Origin of the sequence: Streptococcus sp. ACS2 (assembly GCF_000525585.1) — a bacterium.
Classification (GTDB): domain Bacteria; phylum Bacillota; class Bacilli; order Lactobacillales; family Streptococcaceae; genus Streptococcus.
The window spans coordinates 89,898-104,673 of record NZ_JALT01000019.1; the positions used below are offsets into that span (position 1 = coordinate 89,898).

Consider the following 14,776-nt stretch of genomic DNA (forward strand, 5'->3'; position numbering starts at 1 on the left):
ATACATTATAATAAACTAGAAGCAGCTGGATGATACCTTCCAACTGCTTTGCTTATTTCATTTTTAGAAAGGAATATAATGGGAAAATATCAATTAGATTATAAAGGTATGCAACAAGTGGAACGTTACCACGAAAAAAATGCAACCGTCAAAAATGATAAAAAAGCACGTGTCCAAGCCCTTTTGAAAAAAGCTGGAAAGAAGAAGTAATATGATTTTACGCCGTCCAAGTCAAACAGATAAAGAAGCTATCTTAGAGATGATGGCTGAATTTGAAAGGGAGCAAGCTGCTCATGATGGTGGATTTTGGAACGCCAACAATTTTGTTTATGAAGAGTGGCTAGAAGAAAATCTTCAAGCGGAAGCGGGACTCAATATTCCTGAAAACTGGGTTCCTGCTATCCAGCTGGTTAGTTTTGACGTAGCAGGCCAGGCTCTTGGCTTTCTCAACCTTCGTATCCGATTAAATGACTACTTACTAGAAAAAGGGGGCCATATCGGCTACTCTATCCGTCCATCCGAACGAGGAAAGGGTTATGCGAAAGAATCTCTCCGTCAAGGCTTACAAATAGCTAAAGAAAAGAATATTCATCGTGTTCTGGTCACTTGTAGTATCAAGAATCCTGCTAGCCAAGCTGTTATATTAGCCAACGGTGGTCAGTTGGAGGACATTCGCCATGAAACTGAGCGCTATTGGATAGATTTGGAGTAAAATCATGACATGGAATACACCAAAACCACAAGAATGGAAGTCCGAAGAACTTAGCCAAGGACGCATTATTGACTACAAAGCTTTTAATTTCGTTGATGGTGAAGGCGTACGTAACTCCCTTTACGTCTCTGGTTGCATGTTTCATTGCGAGGGATGCTATAACGCTACCACCTGGTCCTTTAAGGCAGGAATTCCCTATACTAAAGAACTTGAAGAACAAATCATGAGGGATCTAGCTCAACCTTACGTACAAGGTCTCACGCTACTTGGTGGTGAACCCTTCCTAAACACAGGAATTCTCATTCCCTTAGTCAAACGCATTCGTAAGGAACTCCCGGAAAAAGATATCTGGTCTTGGACTGGATATACTTGGGAGGAGTTGATGCTTGAAACCCCTGATAAACTAGAACTTCTTCAACTCGTTGATATTCTCGTTGACGGCCGCTTTGACATCACTAAAAAGAATCTTATGCTCCAGTTTCGAGGATCATCTAATCAACGTATTATTGATGTCAAAAAATCTCTTGATCAAGGAGCAGTCGTTATTTGGGACAAACTAAATGACGGTCAAACGAACTATGAACAAGTTGATCGTAAAGATATGCTATAAGAAAAAGTCTGAGTTGATAACTCAGACTTTTTTAGACGATTTTAACAAAAACTAGCTCATTGTTAGAGGATAAATCCTCACGATAGTTAAAATCATCAAAAGACAATTTTCGTAAAGCATTAATCGTTTGACAATTCTCCTCCATAACAGCTGTCAAAAAAGCCCCTCTTGCCTTTTTGGATATCGTAGAGTGAGTCTTAAGAACCCCATTGCGGTCTTCCATAAAGCTAACCGTGAATAACTGCTTACGAAGAGTTGGACTAAAAACATCTTCAAATTCACTTGAAAGCAAAGAAACAACTGGAACTTGACTCTCCTCTAGAAATTGGTCATATTCAGCACGCCAATAGTTTTTTAAGGACTGACCATTAACCTTGATCTTCGTATGAAAGTCATGACGATGTTCTTGAATCGGGTAAAAAGCGGGAATGATTCCATAAAAAGAAGATGTGATGAATACTTGTTGGCCTAAGAAATCTTTTTCATATGTGGATAAGTCACTACGTTTGATGTGACGATACATCAGTCCATTAAAAAGCTCGACAGCCGGATAGTTCTTCGCTTCTCCAGACAAAATCGCAGCCCAGCGCTGCTTCTCTTTCTCAGCCTGCTCAGGCTTTATTTTATAAGCTGTGGACAATTCATCTGTGGATAATTTTGCCATTTCAGTTAGGATAGCCGCACTCTTTTCAGATAATTTTTGAGACGGAACTTCCTTACTGGCCTTCATTTCTTTTGCGGTTGGAATTAAAAATCTAATCATACTGATATTGTAAAGTCAAGCAAGCATTTCGTCAAGAATTCTATCCAACAAAAAAGAAGCTAACGTTCGTCAACTTTCTTTTTTTGTTAGTCATCTAAATCAACAAAACGACCTAGAATATGTACATTTTCTGCAATGGAGACAAAGGCTTTAGGGTCTGCTTTTCTCATATAATGCTTGAAGTCAGTATACTCTTCACGCGTAATAATCGCCAATAATACGGCTTTCTTTTCGTGATTATATGTTCCTTCCGCATCATTAATCAACGTTACTCCACGGTGGAGTTTCTTCTGGATCATTCGTACAACTGGATCTGGATTACTTGTAACAATCATAGCCTGCATTTTCTTTTGTTTTGTGAAAATCGCATCCGTTACTCGACTAGAAACAAAAATCGTAACCATTGAATAGAGAGCGTATTTCCAACCAAAAAGAATGCCCGCAAAAACCATGATAATCCCATTGACAATCAAGGAGATATTACCAACATCACGGCCTGTTTTCTTACGAATAGTGAGGCTAACGATATCCGTCCCCCCACTAGAGATACGAGATTTTAAACCGAAACCAATTCCTGTTCCCATGACCAAACCACCAAAGATAGCATTGATCAAAGGATCCTCTGTCAAGGTTACATGTGGCATCACCTGAATAAAAAGGGAACTCATCGTTACTGTAATGAAGGTAAAGATAGTAAATTTATGGCCAATCTTATACCAAGCCAAAATCAAGAGAGGGATATTAATCGCGTAGAAAGTCAATGATACTGGTATCTCAAAGCCCAAAGTTCTAACACTCAATGCCGATAAAACCTGTGCCAAACCTGTCGCTCCACTGGAGTAAACATGTCCAGGTTGAAAAAAGAAATTAACGGCGATTGACGATAAGAGCCCATAAAGTAAAGACGCTGAGACTTTTTCAGTATACTTTTCACGGGAAATACTACGAACAGCCTGCAAAACGCCCATTCTCTTCGCAGACTTTTTCGCTACAAATTTAACATGTTTATGAAGAGGTGCTTTATTCATTTTCTAAATCTACATGAAGGGCAAGTTCTTCCAACTGTTTATCAGCCACAAGACTTGGAGCCTGAGTCATAGGATCTGATGCCTTATTATTTTTAGGGAAGGCAATCACTTCACGGATATTATCTTTACCTGCAAGAAGCATAACAAAACGGTCAAGACCGATAGCCAAACCACCATGTGGTGGGAAACCATAGTCCATAGCTTCAAGAAGGAATCCAAATTGCTCGTAGGCTGATTCTTCAGAGAAGCCAAGGGCTTTCAACATACGTTCCTGTAGGTCTTTATGATTGATACGTAGACTACCCCCACCAAGCTCATAACCATTCAAGACAATATCATAAGCCACAGCACAAACCTTGGAAAGATCACCTTCAAGCTCTGCTACAGAATCTTCTGTTGGCAAAGTAAATGGGTGGTGAGCAGACATATAGCGTCCTTCTTCTTCAGACCACTCAAACATTGGCCAATCGACAACCCAAAGGAAGTTGAACTTAGTATTGTCAATCATGTCAAGTTCTTTAGCAATCTGATTACGCAAAGCACCAAGTGTGTTATTAGCGATTTCAAGAGTATCTGCTACAAAAAGAACTAGGTCATTCTCTTCAAGGTGTAAAGCATCTGTCAACTTTTCTTCAATACTTGTCAAGAATTTAGCAACTGGACCAGCTAGAGCTCCGTCAGTCATCTTAACCCAAGCAAGACCTTTAGCGCCAAATTGTTTAGCAAACTCTGTCAACTTGTCAATGCTTTTACGTGAGTATTTGTCTGCATTTCCTTTGACAACAATTGCCTTAACAGCTGGTGCCTCAGCAAACACTTTGAAGTCTACACCCTTGACAACCTCTGTCAAGTCTTGTAAAAGCATGTCAAAGCGTGTATCTGGCTTGTCAGAACCATAGTTATTCATGGCATCATCATAAGACATACGTGGAAATGGTAATGTGACTTCAATACCTTTAGTTTCTTTCATGACCTTAGCAATCAATCCTTCAGTAATATCTTGGATTTCTTGCTCATTAAGGAATGAGGTTTCCAAGTCAACTTGTGTAAATTCAGGTTGACGATCTCCACGCAAATCTTCATCACGGAAACACTTAACAATTTGATAATAACGGTCAAAACCAGCATTCATTAATAACTGTTTAGTGATTTGGGGACTTTGCGGAAGAGCATAAAAGTGGCCTTGGCTAACACGGCTTGGCACCAAGTAATCACGAGCACCTTCTGGTGTAGATTTTGTCAACATTGGTGTTTCAACATCGATAAATTCCAAGTCATCCAGATAATTACGGATGGCGTGAGTTACCTTTGCACGGAGCTTAAAGTTTTCCAACATTTCTGGACGACGAAGATCCAAGTAGCGGTAACGCATACGTGTATCATCACTAGCCTCAACACCATCTTTGATTTCAAATGGTGTTGTTTTGGCAGTATTAAGGATTTTAAGGTCTTCAACTTTAAGTTCGACAGCACCTGTAGGCAAGTTATCATTAGCTTGTTCACGCGCTTCAACAGTTCCTGTTACTTCAATAACAAATTCGCTACGCAAGCTCTCAGCTGTTTCAACCACAGTTGCATCCGCATTCTCAGGGTTAACAACCAACTGCATCAAACCTTCACGGTCACGAAGATCGATGAAAATCAAACCTCCGAGGTTACGACGGCGAGATACCCAACCTTTCAAAGTAATAGTAGTTCCGATGTGTTCACTACGAACACGTCCGGCATACATAGAACGTTCCATAAATACACTTCTTTCGTTAATTTTTTAGTCTTAACTATTATAGCAAAAAGCCCATCAAAACCCCACCCATTTCAGGTTAGAATTTTAATAGACTTTCTTTTTTATCAAACTATTTGCCAAATTGTTTCAACAAATCACTAGTATCCACGTAATCTTCAGCAAACTCTTCAAAATCTTCAAAACGATAATCAGCTGTTTCTAAGTCAAGTAAACTATTCCAGCGGAAACCGTAAACATCTTCAATGATAACACTAAGTTCATCAGTTTCCTCGTCTACCTGCCATCCCAAATAACGTTCCTGAGTTTCAAAACTCAAGACTACATCTTGACAATCTTGACGCCAAACTTGACCAAGTAATTGCTGACACATCGCATGATCACTTGCAGGCTCATCATTAAACCAAGTAATTTCATGCTTATCAAGAAAAGCAATCAACTGCCAAAACTGTTGTTGGAAACGAATAGGCATACTACGATCAAAAGCCAAACTAAACTTTTCACTCCGTTTGAGCATATCAACTATACTAATCATATGCCCCCTACTTTTCTAACTGTTTGAGGACTGCTGCAAAGTTCTTAGTTAGCTCTTCGAAACTTACAGTAACTTCCTCACGAGTAGAATTATTTTTGACATTAACTTGACCTGACTCCACTTCACTCTCACCTAATGTGATAACAGTCTTGGCCTTGAAGGTATCTGCTGACTTGAATTGTGCCTTAATCTTGCGTCCAAGGTAATCACGTTCAGCTTTAAATCCTTGATAGCGGATAGCTTGAACTAACTCAAGAGCTTTACCATTAGCACCTGAACCAAGTACTGCAATGTAAACATCTAGACTTTCTTCCACCGGAAGTTCAATACCTTGTTTATCAATAACCAAAAGCAAGCGTTCTAAACCAAGTCCAAAACCAAAACCAGCTGTTTCTGGACCATCGAAGTATTCAACCAAACTATCGTAACGACCCCCCGCACAGATTGTCAATTCAGACTTATCAATAGTGGTAATAAATTCAAAAATCGTGTGGTTGTAGTAATCAAGACCACGTACCATATTAGTATCAATCACATAAGGAATGTTAAGACTATCGAGCATGGCACGCACTTCGTCAAAGTGCGCTTGACTTTCGTCATCTAAATAATCAAGAATAGAGGGTGCATTTTCAACTGCAACCTTATCTTCTTTTTCTTTTGAATCGAGTACTCGCAAAGGATTTTCATCCAAACGGCGTTGACTATCTTTTGATAAAGTATCACGCATTGGTGTCAAGTAGTCAATCAAGGCCTGACGATAAGCCAGACGACTCTCAGTATTTCCAAGGCTATTCAAATGAAGGGTAACTTCCTTGATGCCAAGCGTATTAAAGAGTTGGTAGGCCATAGCAATGGTTTCAACATCTGTAGCTGGATTTTTTGATCCAAAGCACTCTACACCAAGTTGGTGGAACTCACGCAAGCGTCCTGCTTGAGGACGTTCATAACGAAACATTGATCCAATATAATAAACTTTAACGGGTTTTTGAACCTCTGGCGCAAAGAGTTTATTTTCTACATAAGAGCGTACAACCGGTGCTGTTCCTTCTGGACGAAGTGTGATATGACGGTCTCCCTTATCATGAAAATCGTACATTTCCTTAGTAACGATGTCAGTTGTATCACCTACTGAACGTGAAATGACCTCGTAATGTTCAAACATAGGTGTACGAATTTCACCATAATTGTATTTCTTAAATGTTTCACGTGCAACATTTTCTACGTACTGCCATTTAGCACTATCAGCAGGTAAAATATCCTGCGTTCCCTTAGGTTTTTGAAGTTTCATAATGATGATACAGGTCTCAAATAGACCTGCCCTCCTTTTCCGTTATTACAGATATAATCACTCTATTCTATCATAATTTACATAGCTTTTGGGAAATGGTAAAGGTTTTTTCAACGTAAGAAAGAAACAGACCTCTCGACCTGCCACAATCATTAATCTTCTTTATAAAGAACGAAGGTCACAATAAAAGAGACCACAACAGAAATTACAAGACCTGTAATAGCTGTGTAAAAATATTTAAGTGTATCTTCACCGATATAGGCTGCAATCGTCAATAGACCTGGGGAACCACCTGCAAAATTTCTCGCACCTAAAATACCAAGGAAGAAGCCACCTACTCCCCCTGCAACAATAGATCCTATGAGGGCAGCTTTATTTTGCAAAGTTACCCCATAAAAAGCCGGTTCCGTAATCCCACAAATTGCAGTAATTCCAGCAGATGAAACCAGAGCTTTTTTATTGGTATCCTTAGTTTTTAAAGCAATAGCATGGGCTACTCCCCCCTGAGCCACATTCGAAGCCAAAGTACCTGAACCTAAAATCAAAAGTGTTACGTTTGCAGTGATCAAGGTCGTAATCATAGGCACCAAGAAAAATTTAACAGTCTTTGATGAAATTTTAATTGCAAAGCGCTCCACATAACTCATAAACCAAACTGCCAAAATAACAGGAATAACCGTTGATGAGTAAGAAGTTAATGTAAGGGGAATACTAAAGAAAGAGACGCCATGACCTGATTCCTTGGCAGTTGTCACAATCTTCGTAAAAGTTGGGTGTAATAAAATAGCACCAATCAACATCCCCAATTGAGCGTTTGTCTTAAACTATCGAGCTGCTGAAGCACCTAAAAATACAGGTAAAAAATAAAATCCAGCATCACTAATAAAATTAAGAACTTGATCGTTAACATCATCTACAGCTACTACCTTAAAGACAACCAAAAGAGACAAAACGGCTTTGATCATCCCTGCTGCTGTAATTACCGGTAAGATTGGTGTGAAAATCCCAGAAATAAGGGCTAAAAAGCTTTGAAGAGGAGTTCTGTCTTGTTTTTCCGATGATTCCTTAGACACTTCATCTAGGTCTAATAAGCCTTCCAAAGCACGGTATACATTTGGTATATCACTACCAACAACAACTTGATACTGACCACCACTCTTAGCCAAACTCACAATACCTTAGATAGTTTGAACAACTTTATCATCAGCTTTAGAATCATCTGCTAAGGTAAAACATAAACGTTTAGCACAGTTTACAAGATTCTGAACTTTCTCCTTTCCTCCTACAGCATCTAAAATCTTCTGTCCTGTCTCTTTATAGTTCATGACACTTCCTTTCTATACTCATAAAAATAGAGAACAAGCTGAGCCTGTCCTCTACATTTTTCTATTATGACCAAACTTTATCAGTAATTGTTTTAATCAATTGTAATTTATTCCACTCGTCTTGCTCAGTCAAGATATTGCCTTCTTCAGTTGATGCAAAACCACATTGAGTTGATATACCAAGGTTCTTAAGTCGTACAAGCTCAGCCGCTTCATGGATACGAGCGATGACAGCATCTACATCTTCCAAAGCTGAATCCTTAGAAGTAATCACACCAAGCACCAATTCAACATGATCACGATTATTCCAAATCGTTGGAAGTGGTGCGAAGCTACCTGAACGCGCATCATCGTATTCCAAGAAGAAGATATCATAATTCAATTTCCCAAGATATTTAGCTACTGAATCATAGCCACCTTCAAAAAGATAAGTTGATTTAAAGTTTCCACGACAAATATGAGTAGCCAAAGTCAAATCTTCTGGAAGACCTTCCAAGGCTTTATTGATAGTGTATACATCATCCTCAGCAATTTTTGCCAACTCAGCTGTTTTCTCAGGATTATTTTTTTCATTCTCAAACTGTTGAATCAAATAACCCCAAGTCGTATCATCCAACTGTACATAACGTGCACCCAAATCGTAGAAATGTTGGATGGTATCATGGTAAGCTTTTGCCAAATCATCAAGAAAATCTGTCCATGAATCATAGTAATCTGCATAAAGATCACTACGGTGGTCACGGTTAATGATGAGTGATGGACTTGGAATAGTTACTTTTGGAGTAATTCCTTCAGGAGTCACTGATTTAAGATATTCAAAGTCACGATAGAAAGGATGATTAGGATTTTCGGCAATCTTACCATTGATACGAACGTTGGTTGTACGTGTCTTAGCTCCATGGAATTTATATGAATCTTCTTGTTGGTAAGCTTCAAAACCGGTTAGGTTCCATAGGAAATCAAGGTGCCACCAAGAACGACCAAATTCACCATCAGAAACTACTTGAAGACCATTTTCTACCTCATGATGAACCAATTCCTTAACCAATTCATCTTGTACTTTCAACAATTCTTCTTGCGAAATCTCACCATTGGCAAATTTTTCACGTGCTTCTTTTAAAGCTTGTGGACGAAGGTAAGAACCAACATGATCAAAATGATAATGAACTTTACTCATAGTTATTTACTCCTTTTTATGCTTTCACTTAATGTAATAATAAGCCTATTCTAGCACTTGCTGTTATAGCTGTGAAATATGTATTTGTTATCTCATGGTATAGTTTTTAACTATATCATTTCTTGGAAAGTTTTTTGTCAAGTAACTTTACTTTACAAAAAAGATATGTTATTCTGTTATAGTTGATTTAAAATCAAGAACATAAATATTAATTCGGAGGAAATAAAGAAATGGCAGTACCTGCACGTCACACTTCAAAAGCGAAGAAAAACAAACGTCGTACACACTACAAATTGACTGCTCCATCAGTACAATTTGACGAAACAACTGGAGATTACTCACGTTCACACCGTGTATCACTTAAAGGATACTACAAAGGACGTAAAATCGCTAAAGCTAACGCAACTAAATAATAGAAGGGAGATACCATGCGCGTAAATATTACACTTGAACACAAAGAATCTGGTGAACGCTTGTACCTTACTTCAAAAAACAAACGTAACACTCCAGACCGTCTTCAATTGAAAAAATACTCACCAAAATTGCGTAAACACGTAATCTTTACTGAGGTTAAATAATTGAATTAAAAACCATGAAAATAAGATTTTCATGGTTTTTCTATTACTCAAAGAGGATTTCCTATGACAAAAATAGAAACATTTAGATGGCGTATGTGGCATGTTTATCTCCTTATTTTTTATAACCATTCTACTTACAGGTACATTCGTTCGCTATGGTTATAGAATTCAGGCCGCTTATTCCTTAGACGATAGACTTTACGACTATACTAACAAAAAAGTTACTGTAACATCCTTTCAAAACGTCAAAATTGGAAACTTTAACGTTTTAGGTGTTAAGTTTGGAAATGAAAAATCACTGGAAAGAAGTCAATTAGCCGTTGGTCGCACCTACCTAGCCTTCCAAGAATCTAGGTATAAACTATCTAAAAACAAGAAGGACTCTAAAAATTATGATATTATTCACTATTATCAGCTTGGTAAAGATACTGGAAAAGGACATACTATTAATGTACTAAGCCTTGCTAAGAAACTAGGATATGATGATCCTGGTTCCATGGATGATACCATGTACTCCGATGGTAGGGATGAGTTTGTGAAATTTTCATCCTATGACAACAAAAAAGTATTCTATGTCAATTTACGCACCCAGAAGGCAACCAGAACCAAACCATCAAAAGTCAGTCGATACCACGGATTTGCTAAACCTTACCGCTATCTCCTTTCAAAGGATAATTTTTCTATAGGTTATAAAGATGATCCCCTCACTATCAACTCCATGCCCCTTATCTGGACCAAAGAAAGAAATTTTGCTGATTACAAAAATCAAGATGACAACAAATACAGTGACCAATCGCTCAAAAAAAGATTTAGCTTAATCATCGTAACAACTGACTCACTTAATCTGGATGATGCTGTTAAACTGCAAAAAGAGTTAACACCAGATAAGGAGGATATCTATTGGTATTTTACAAGCACTAATACAACTACTGGACGCCTCGAGGAAATTAAAAGTCAAAAAGATTACAACCTACTAGTTAAGGAGAGTCAGAACTAAGATGGTAAAAAATAGCTTCAAATACCTTAAAATCACTATGCCCTTGAGTTTATTATTGACCATGATTGCTATCTTTTTCTATTACAATGCTCAAGAAAATATTAAAGGTTTTTATAAAACTCGTGGATTTCAAGGGAAGGTACAAATAACTGGCATCGGTTGGGCAGATAAAATTACTTATCGTATGAATGAAGAAGATGAGGTTAAACATTACCTGATTTTCCATATTGATTATCAAGAGACTATTAATAACAAAACAGCACATGTAAAGACTCAACTGCCTCTCCATATTCAAGATTTACTCTATCCTTACATTGCCAGCCCAACAGAAAGCGACTCAGATTTTAATCGCCAAAATAGTGAATATAAGATTTTACCTGATGAAAGGGAATATTGGGACGATTTTGTTAAAAAGTCTATTAAAATCAACCCTAGAAATCAAAAATTTATCAATGATATCTCTAAAGCTTTAAGTACCGAAAAAGATTTAAAAAATATTATTGTTCAGATAGAACCTGTACCATACACGACACTCTATACTTATGAGAGGGGACATTCTAAGGCCCTAGGTGGCTATTATGATTTTTCACTTAAAGATGCTCTACGAAACAAACAACTTACTGTTCAATTGAGTTTTCCTTCTGGTTCCACGACTAAAGAAATTGACTTACATTCGCAATTAGAACAGGTACTTAAAAACTCTGAACTACCAGATGGATGGTATATCTTAAATCAAAATAACGACTTTCCAAAAGAGGTACATATTGATGGCAATCAAATTAGAATTAACTGAAGAAAAAACTCAGAGAGAATTATCTGAGGAAGAATGGGCTTTCCCTATTTGGAGATGGGCGGCTTTCTCACTATTTGACACCCTAATCCTAGTTAGTCCCTTGACAAGAGAATTGATTTATCCGGGGGGGAGTGATTCTCGTTTTTACCTAGGTAAATCATTGGGTAACTTGATGCTAGATGATACACAACGCTTCATCTTTATTATTATCATTCTAACTCTGTTACTACCTGCTTTTGCCTTAATCATAGAAAGCCTATTATTTTCAAAAGGATATCCTCTACTTTCAATAATATGTAGCTGTCTAATTTTTGTTAGTGCAACAGTCCTATTTGTCTATAGTCTCAGTATTGTCCCAGATTTTTGGAGCTTTACTATTTATAGTTATATGCTTTACCTTCTCTTCAACATAGGTAACTCCCTAAGAAAGATCAATAGAATCATCAATCTTAGGCAGAATAACACCAAAGCATAACTGCCTGTATCCACCTCCCCTTCTTTTTAGCATAGAAATGACACAAACGAAACAAAAAGTCATTGTCCACTCTGAATTTGACCACCTAGCTAAAAGCTTCGATATTAATTTTGAAAATCATTTTAGGAATACTCTAGACTCATGTCCCAGAAATAAATTTCACTCCTTTGGTACCAAATTAACAATTTAAATAATAGTAAAAAGATCAACATATTACCGTTGATCTTTTATTTTTACTCTAAGCCTTTTAAAATATCTGTAAATCTATGTGTAAACATAGCTGTCATCCCCCATATATTCTCTGTCAAGTTCCTGTAAAAAGGAATATGACGTTCACTGTACCCAAAATTATATTTTTCTCTATTTTTTACCAAGAAAAATGGGAAACCTTTCGCATCACTCAAAGTAGAAGTGACTTTGTAATAAACCGGATCTTCTGTCAACAACGTGTCAACACAAACTGTAAACAACCGTTTCACCTCTTCATTTGGATGAATATGCTCCCAATTTTCTATATTTATCTTTCCAACAAAGCAATGGATGGTTCTCCCCTGATGAATCAGATAATCAAGCTCTCCCCAAATGTCAATTTGATCAGGAACTAGGTTTAATTCTTCACAAGTTTCTCGTATAGCAGCTTCCTGAAAAGTCTCACCATTTTCGACACGCCCTCCAGGAAAAGAGACCTCACCTGGTTGAGAAATATGCTCACTTCGTACTTGGTAAAGAATTTGATACTTATCAGTTTTTACATCATATATTAGGGGTAAAAGCACCGCATAGCGTCTTTTCTCCCCTAGTGGCTTCGGCTCGTAACGAGCTAGTTTATCTTTAATAGTCATAAGAACTCCTTGACTTCATATTATCATAAAAAAGAAGATATCCCTATTATATAAAATTTTTATATATAAAATATTGACATATATTTCTAAAAGAGATACACTCTATATGTAAAATAATTATATATATTTTTTATACATATCCTAGAAGCAAAGGAGCACACTATGTATTTTCCAACATCATCAATACTGATAGAGTTCTTAATATTAGCTATTATCGATAGAGAAGACTCTTATGGCTATGAGATTAGTCAAACAATAAAGCTTGCGGCTAATATTAAGGAGTCAACACTTTATCCTATTCTAAAAAAGCTTGAAAAAGCAGGCTATATGACCACCTATAGCCAAGCGTATCAAGGGCGTAAACGTAAATATTACAGTATTACCCAAGAGGGAAAAGAGCAACTTCAATTTCTTAATGAAGAATGGTTAACCTATAAAGAAACTCTGGACGGTATTCTAGAAGGGAGATTAAGACATGACAAAGACTGAATATATAGCCAAATTAACAAAATATCTACGAAAATTACCACAACAGGACTACGAAGAAGCTATAGAATATTTCATGGAATATTTTGAAGAGGCTGGACCTGAGAATGAAGCTCGGGTTATTGCAGAACTGGGTACACCTAAGGAAGCCGCACATGAAGTCATTAGTCGTCTTCTAGAAGAAAAGATTGTTGAGGACAAGAGCAGCTTACGCAATAAAACAACTATCCTTTGGATTGCGATTCTAGCTGTTTTAGCCAGTCCAGTCGCCTTACCAATTCTACTATTCTTCTTAGCTATGATAGTGACACTTCTTATGATTATTTTCGCAGTTATAGTGACTGCCTTAGCTCTTACTTTTGCTTTACTCATTAGTGGTGTTTACACTTTCTTTACAAGCTTCTCTCTCTTAAGTGTTTCACTAGCTTCAACACTGTTTGGAGGAGGTCTAGGTCTATTGATGTTTGGAGGAGCACTCTTACTACTTTTGATTTCGTTTGAAATCTGTAAACTTATTGTAAAGCTAATTACCCTATTGATTAAATGGCTCATCAAGAAAGGAAGAAAATCATGAAAACTTGGAAAAAGATCATCCTCGGAGTGTCCCTTATCTCTCTATTTTTAGGAGGAGGATTCGTAGCTTGGGGTTATAGCCAAGGTGGCTTAACAGATTTACAAAATCAAACTATAAGTGAGCAAGATTATGTCAAGAAAGAAGTTGAGGACTTCAATAAAATTGATATTAAAAGTAGTAGCTACAATGTGCTTATAAAAAATGGTGATGTTGACAAAGCAACGCTTTCTTACTACCAAAAAACAAAAAATCCAATTGACACATCTGTAAAGGATGGTCAATTGACTATCAATGATAGCAACTCTGAATTAGATTCAACTTCTAACAAACATATTAACTTTTTCGGATTAAAAGATTTAGTGAGGCTTTCTACTCTCAACGAGGAAGTCAGAAAGAAAACCATTATCATTACACTCCCTAAAAAACAAACGATTGATTTTTTAAAGGTTGATTTAGCAACTGGAAATCTAGATTTAAGTAATAGCACCATCAAACAAGCAGATATCAATCTAAATGTAGGGGACCTAACTTTTACTAAAATGATTGTCAGCAACCTAAAAGCTAACCTTGATGTTGGTAGTGTTGATAGTAATCATACACTTTTTACTAACTCAGATTTATCTATTGCAATGGGAGATTACTCTGGAGATAACCTAATTTTCAATGGTCACAATAAACTTGATGTTACATCTGGTGATATTGAACTAGCTCTTAAAGATTACACGCTCAATGTTCAAGCCGATAGTCATTCAGGAGAGGTAGACATCACAAATAACCTTAAAATCTCAAAGGATAACTCACTAACCATTACCTCAGACCTCGGTGATATAACTGTTGAATAACATAAAAAGC

At 37.1% G+C, this 14,776-nt stretch carries 21 protein-coding genes; 11 read left to right on the forward strand and 10 right to left on the reverse strand.

All coding sequences use genetic code 11. The features are described 5' to 3' along the window. The first annotated feature begins 78 nt into the window (after positions 1-78). The 3 genes from HMPREF1517_RS10710 to nrdG are packed head-to-tail and all read left to right on the forward strand — an operon-like array spanning position 79 to position 1,322. The gene (locus tag HMPREF1517_RS10710; RefSeq protein WP_002885877.1) at positions 79-210 is read left to right on the forward strand and encodes a hypothetical protein; all 132 of its coding nucleotides are present in this window, start codon (positions 79-81) and stop codon (positions 208-210) included. 1 nt (position 211) lies between these two features. Continuing rightward, positions 212-712, forward strand: coding sequence for a GNAT family N-acetyltransferase (locus HMPREF1517_RS03455; protein WP_037599330.1), 501 nt, complete (start codon positions 212-214; stop codon positions 710-712). Positions 713-716: 4 nt separating this feature from the next. Beyond that, the gene (gene nrdG / locus HMPREF1517_RS03460; RefSeq protein ID WP_037599332.1) at positions 717-1,322 is read left to right on the forward strand and encodes an anaerobic ribonucleoside-triphosphate reductase activating protein; all 606 of its coding nucleotides are present in this window, start codon (positions 717-719) and stop codon (positions 1,320-1,322) included. A 31-nt stretch (positions 1,323-1,353) separates the two neighbouring features. Here nrdG and yaaA read toward each other — a convergent pair whose 3' ends face one another. The 9 genes from yaaA to HMPREF1517_RS03505 form a co-directional block, all read right to left on the reverse strand. Further along, positions 1,354-2,085 (reverse strand): peroxide stress protein YaaA, encoded by a 732-nt coding sequence (gene yaaA, locus HMPREF1517_RS03465; RefSeq protein WP_037599334.1) that lies wholly within the window; start codon positions 2,083-2,085, stop codon positions 1,354-1,356. An 86-nt stretch (positions 2,086-2,171) separates the two neighbouring features. After that, complete coding sequence (locus tag HMPREF1517_RS03470; RefSeq protein WP_002892117.1) at positions 2,172-3,113, reverse strand: YitT family protein; 942 nt, start codon at positions 3,111-3,113, stop codon at positions 2,172-2,174. Further along, complete coding sequence (gene aspS / locus HMPREF1517_RS03475) at positions 3,106-4,857, reverse strand: aspartate--tRNA ligase (protein WP_037599335.1); 1,752 nt, start codon at positions 4,855-4,857, stop codon at positions 3,106-3,108. Before aspS ends, HMPREF1517_RS03470 begins: the two co-directional genes overlap by 8 nt. A gap of 109 nt (positions 4,858-4,966) precedes the next feature. After that, entirely contained in the window at positions 4,967-5,389 is a 423-nt protein-coding gene (locus tag HMPREF1517_RS03480) for a hypothetical protein (RefSeq protein ID WP_002892121.1), read from the reverse strand. A 7-nt stretch (positions 5,390-5,396) separates the two neighbouring features. After that, positions 5,397-6,677, reverse strand: a complete 1,281-nt coding sequence (gene hisS / locus HMPREF1517_RS03485) for a histidine--tRNA ligase (protein WP_037599337.1) — start codon at positions 6,675-6,677, stop codon at positions 5,397-5,399. A 152-nt stretch (positions 6,678-6,829) separates the two neighbouring features. Beyond that, positions 6,830-7,477, reverse strand: a complete 648-nt coding sequence (locus HMPREF1517_RS10625; protein WP_037599338.1) for a PTS beta-glucoside transporter subunit IIABC — start codon at positions 7,475-7,477, stop codon at positions 6,830-6,832. A 24-nt stretch (positions 7,478-7,501) separates the two neighbouring features. After that, on the reverse strand, positions 7,502-7,849 hold the full coding sequence (locus HMPREF1517_RS10630) for a PTS beta-glucoside transporter subunit IIABC (protein WP_037599340.1): 348 nt from the start codon (positions 7,847-7,849) through the stop codon (positions 7,502-7,504). Between the two features lie 6 nt (positions 7,850-7,855). Then, complete coding sequence (locus tag HMPREF1517_RS10635) at positions 7,856-8,002, reverse strand: PTS transporter subunit EIIB (RefSeq protein ID WP_002892127.1); 147 nt, start codon at positions 8,000-8,002, stop codon at positions 7,856-7,858. A 64-nt stretch (positions 8,003-8,066) separates the two neighbouring features. Then, positions 8,067-9,179: a vitamin B12 independent methionine synthase gene (locus HMPREF1517_RS03505; protein ID WP_037599342.1), complete on the reverse strand. Its 1,113-nt coding sequence runs from the start codon at positions 9,177-9,179 to the stop codon at positions 8,067-8,069. Between the two features lie 230 nt (positions 9,180-9,409). Here HMPREF1517_RS03505 and rpmF point away from each other — a divergent pair, with 230 nt between their 5' ends. From rpmF to HMPREF1517_RS03530, 5 genes are all read left to right on the forward strand, one after another. Beyond that, the gene (rpmF, locus tag HMPREF1517_RS03510; protein ID WP_002892130.1) at positions 9,410-9,592 is read left to right on the forward strand and encodes a 50S ribosomal protein L32; all 183 of its coding nucleotides are present in this window, start codon (positions 9,410-9,412) and stop codon (positions 9,590-9,592) included. A gap of 15 nt (positions 9,593-9,607) precedes the next feature. After that, a complete protein-coding gene (gene rpmG / locus HMPREF1517_RS03515; protein WP_002262412.1) occupies positions 9,608-9,757 on the forward strand; it encodes a 50S ribosomal protein L33 in 150 nt (49 codons plus the stop codon). A gap of 100 nt (positions 9,758-9,857) precedes the next feature. Continuing rightward, positions 9,858-10,754, forward strand: coding sequence for a hypothetical protein (locus tag HMPREF1517_RS03520; RefSeq protein ID WP_229058224.1), 897 nt, complete (start codon positions 9,858-9,860; stop codon positions 10,752-10,754). 1 nt (position 10,755) lies between these two features. Continuing rightward, on the forward strand, positions 10,756-11,547 hold the full coding sequence (locus HMPREF1517_RS03525) for a hypothetical protein (protein WP_037599344.1): 792 nt from the start codon (positions 10,756-10,758) through the stop codon (positions 11,545-11,547). Then, on the forward strand, positions 11,522-12,022 hold the full coding sequence (locus HMPREF1517_RS03530; RefSeq protein WP_037599346.1) for a hypothetical protein: 501 nt from the start codon (positions 11,522-11,524) through the stop codon (positions 12,020-12,022). Before HMPREF1517_RS03525 ends, HMPREF1517_RS03530 begins: the two co-directional genes overlap by 26 nt. A 233-nt stretch (positions 12,023-12,255) precedes the next feature. Here the strand turns inward: HMPREF1517_RS03530 and HMPREF1517_RS03535 are convergent, their stop codons facing one another. After that, positions 12,256-12,864: an NUDIX hydrolase gene (locus HMPREF1517_RS03535; RefSeq protein WP_037599348.1), complete on the reverse strand. Its 609-nt coding sequence runs from the start codon at positions 12,862-12,864 to the stop codon at positions 12,256-12,258. Between the two features lie 162 nt (positions 12,865-13,026). Between HMPREF1517_RS03535 and HMPREF1517_RS03540 the strand changes: the two genes are divergently transcribed. Genes HMPREF1517_RS03540 through HMPREF1517_RS03550 form a run of 3 tightly spaced genes read left to right on the forward strand, consistent with a single transcriptional unit; the run spans position 13,027 to position 14,766 of the window. Continuing rightward, positions 13,027-13,353 carry a PadR family transcriptional regulator gene (locus HMPREF1517_RS03540; protein WP_037599350.1) on the forward strand — a complete coding sequence of 109 codons (327 nt, stop codon included), beginning with the start codon at positions 13,027-13,029 and terminating at the stop codon, positions 13,351-13,353. Beyond that, positions 13,340-13,924: a DUF1700 domain-containing protein gene (locus HMPREF1517_RS03545; RefSeq protein WP_037599351.1), complete on the forward strand. Its 585-nt coding sequence runs from the start codon at positions 13,340-13,342 to the stop codon at positions 13,922-13,924. The genes HMPREF1517_RS03540 and HMPREF1517_RS03545 overlap by 14 nt, the downstream gene beginning before the upstream one ends. Next, positions 13,921-14,766: a DUF4097 family beta strand repeat-containing protein gene (locus HMPREF1517_RS03550; RefSeq protein WP_082757390.1), complete on the forward strand. Its 846-nt coding sequence runs from the start codon at positions 13,921-13,923 to the stop codon at positions 14,764-14,766. The genes HMPREF1517_RS03545 and HMPREF1517_RS03550 overlap by 4 nt, the downstream gene beginning before the upstream one ends. Positions 14,767-14,776 lie beyond the last annotated feature (10 nt).